Origin of the sequence: Veillonella sp. (assembly GCF_019414865.1) — a bacterium.
In the GTDB taxonomy this organism is placed as follows: Bacteria; Bacillota; Negativicutes; order Veillonellales; family Veillonellaceae; genus Veillonella.
In genome coordinates this window covers 1-2,389 of sequence record NZ_DXLG01000178.1, presented here as the reverse complement: position 1 = coordinate 2,389, position 2,389 = coordinate 1, and the positions used below count along the sequence as shown (strand labels likewise).

The following is a 2,389-nucleotide window of genomic DNA, read 5'->3' as shown; positions in this document are numbered from 1 at the left end:
ATGGTAAATTTCTTGTATCACCTATGCAAATAGGGTATAATACATATTGGTGTATAGTAAACGTGAATTCAGATTATGAAAGGACTTTCTTATGAGTAAGCCACAACAAACAATTAAACAGGCTGTTTCATATCAAGGGATTGGCCTTCATAGCGGTGAACCAGTAAATATGGTTTTTAAACCTGCACCTGAAAATACAGGAATTGTGTTTGTCCGCACGGACATTGAAGGTCATCCTTCTGTGCGAGCACACATTGATAATGTGACGAACACTATGCGCGCTACTACATTGGAAAATGGTGAAGCGAAGGTTTTCACTGTAGAACATGTGATGGCTGCGTTCAGTGCTATGAATATTGATAACTGTTATATCGAGATGGATTCTCCTGAACCTCCTGTAGGTGATGGCAGTAGTGCAGTTTTTATAGGTCTCATAGAAGAGGCAGGCATTCAAGAACAAACAGCACCACGTCAAGTATATAAAGTGACACGTTCTCACGCTATATATGATGGTGATCGTTTTGTAGTTATTTTGCCATATGATGGCTATCGCATTACATTTACATCGATTAACAGCCATCCGTTACTTGGTACGCAACATTGTGATTTTGAAGTTTCGCCAGAATACTTTAAAGAACACATCAGTGCTGCTAGAACTATCGGATTTATGAAGGAATTAGAACAATTACAGGCTATGGGCCTTGCAAAAGGTGGTAACCTAGATAATGCATTAGTCTATGATGATGAGAAATGTTTGTCTGTACCTCGCTTTGACGATGAATTAGTTCGTCACAAAGCATTAGATGTAATGGGCGACTTATTCTTATTGGGACCAATTGAAGGTCATGTAATTGCTTTAAAATCGAGTCATGAATTAAATTCAAGATTGGCTCGCAGTATAATGGAAGAAATAAGGGAGACACAGCCATGATTCTTAATCACGAAGACATTTTAGAAATTTTACCTCATCGTTATCCTATGCTTTTGGTAGATCGCATCGTTGAGTTAGAACCAATGAAACGTGCTGTGGGCATTAAAAATGCTACATTCAACGAATTGTTCTTCCAAGGACACTTCCCAGGTAATCCAGTAATGCCAGGTGTACTATTGACTGAGGCTATTGCTCAAGTTGGTGGTATTGCATTACTATATCCTGAAGAAAATCGCGGTCTTACACCTATGTTTACAGGTATTGATAAAGTGCGTTTCCGTCACCCTGTAAAACCTGGTGATCAAGTGCGCATGGAAGTGGATATTGTTAAAATCAAAGGTAAAATGGGTAAGGTTGAAGGCCGTGCCTATGTTGGCGACAAATTGTGCGCTAGCGGTGAATACATGTTTGCCCTTGTATAATAATTGAGGAGTGATTGTAGTGATAGTTGTAGGCATGGAAAATGCAGAATCCAACATCCATAGTACAGCCATAGTCCATCCAAATGCTAAATTGGGCAAAGATGTAATCGTAGGTCCTGGTGCCGTAATCGGCGAACACGTCGAGATTGGCGATGGCACACAAATCGGTGCACATGTTGTAATTGGTGGTTGGACAACCATTGGTAAGCGTTGTGAGATTTATCCTAACGCATCTATTGGGTTGGAACCGCAAGATTTAAAATTTAAAGGCGAAAAAAGCTATTGTAATATTGGCGATGAAACGGTTATCCGTGAATTCGTAACTATTAGCCGCGCTACTGGAGAAGGTGAAGAAACACGTGTAGGTAATAATTGCTTGCTTCAAGCATGTACACATGTGGCTCATAACTGTATCGTTGGCAATAATGTAATTATGAGTAACTGTGCAGGTCTTGCTGGTCACGCTATCGTTGAAGATCGCGTAGTTATTGGTGGCCTTGCAGGTATCCATCAGTTTGTTAAAATTGGTCGTAATGCAATGGTTGGCGGTATGGCAAAGGTGGTTCAAGATATTCCACCATATGTCATTGCTGATGGTCAACCAGCACGTGTTATTGGCCTTAACTCTGTTGGTTTGTCTCGTGCGGGCATTTCAGAAGAGGTACGCCGAGATTTAAAACAAGCATTCCGTATTATTTATCGTTCTGGCTTTAGTTTATCTAAGGCTATTGAAGAAATGGAAATGCAACTTGATTCTTCTGTAGAAATTGAAAATTTATTACGCTTCTTACGCAATGCCGATCGTGGTATTATGCGTACACGTCGCGACTAATTCAAAAGACCTCGTATAATGTACGAGGTCTTTTTATGTACTTTATAAATATCATGCTTTCAATGGGATATGAAATCTATAACATTAGGTCATAAATATAAAATATTTTGATAAAATATTTGAAGTTTTTTTACGTTCATAAGACGTAAAAAGAGGAATGAAAAAATTCTACTAAAATGTTGAAGAAATAGGCATAAAACATGG

General features: G+C 39.0%; 3 protein-coding genes. All 3 read left to right on the top strand.

Features of this window, described 5'->3' with window-relative positions; genetic code table 11:
* The first annotated feature begins 91 nt into the window (after positions 1-91).
* Genes lpxC through lpxA form a run of 3 tightly spaced genes read left to right on the top strand, consistent with a single transcriptional unit; the run spans position 92 to position 2,185 of the window.
* Positions 92-931, top strand: coding sequence for a UDP-3-O-acyl-N-acetylglucosamine deacetylase (lpxC, locus tag QZ334_RS07980; protein ID WP_295233478.1), 840 nt, complete (start codon positions 92-94; stop codon positions 929-931).
* Positions 928-1,353: a 3-hydroxyacyl-ACP dehydratase FabZ gene (fabZ, locus tag QZ334_RS07975; protein WP_004695477.1), complete on the top strand. Its 426-nt coding sequence runs from the start codon at positions 928-930 to the stop codon at positions 1,351-1,353. Before lpxC ends, fabZ begins: the two co-directional genes overlap by 4 nt.
* A gap of 19 nt (positions 1,354-1,372) precedes the next feature.
* Positions 1,373-2,185, top strand: a complete 813-nt coding sequence (gene lpxA / locus QZ334_RS07970; RefSeq protein WP_174683260.1) for an acyl-ACP--UDP-N-acetylglucosamine O-acyltransferase — start codon at positions 1,373-1,375, stop codon at positions 2,183-2,185.
* The last annotated feature ends 204 nt before the right edge of the window (positions 2,186-2,389 follow it).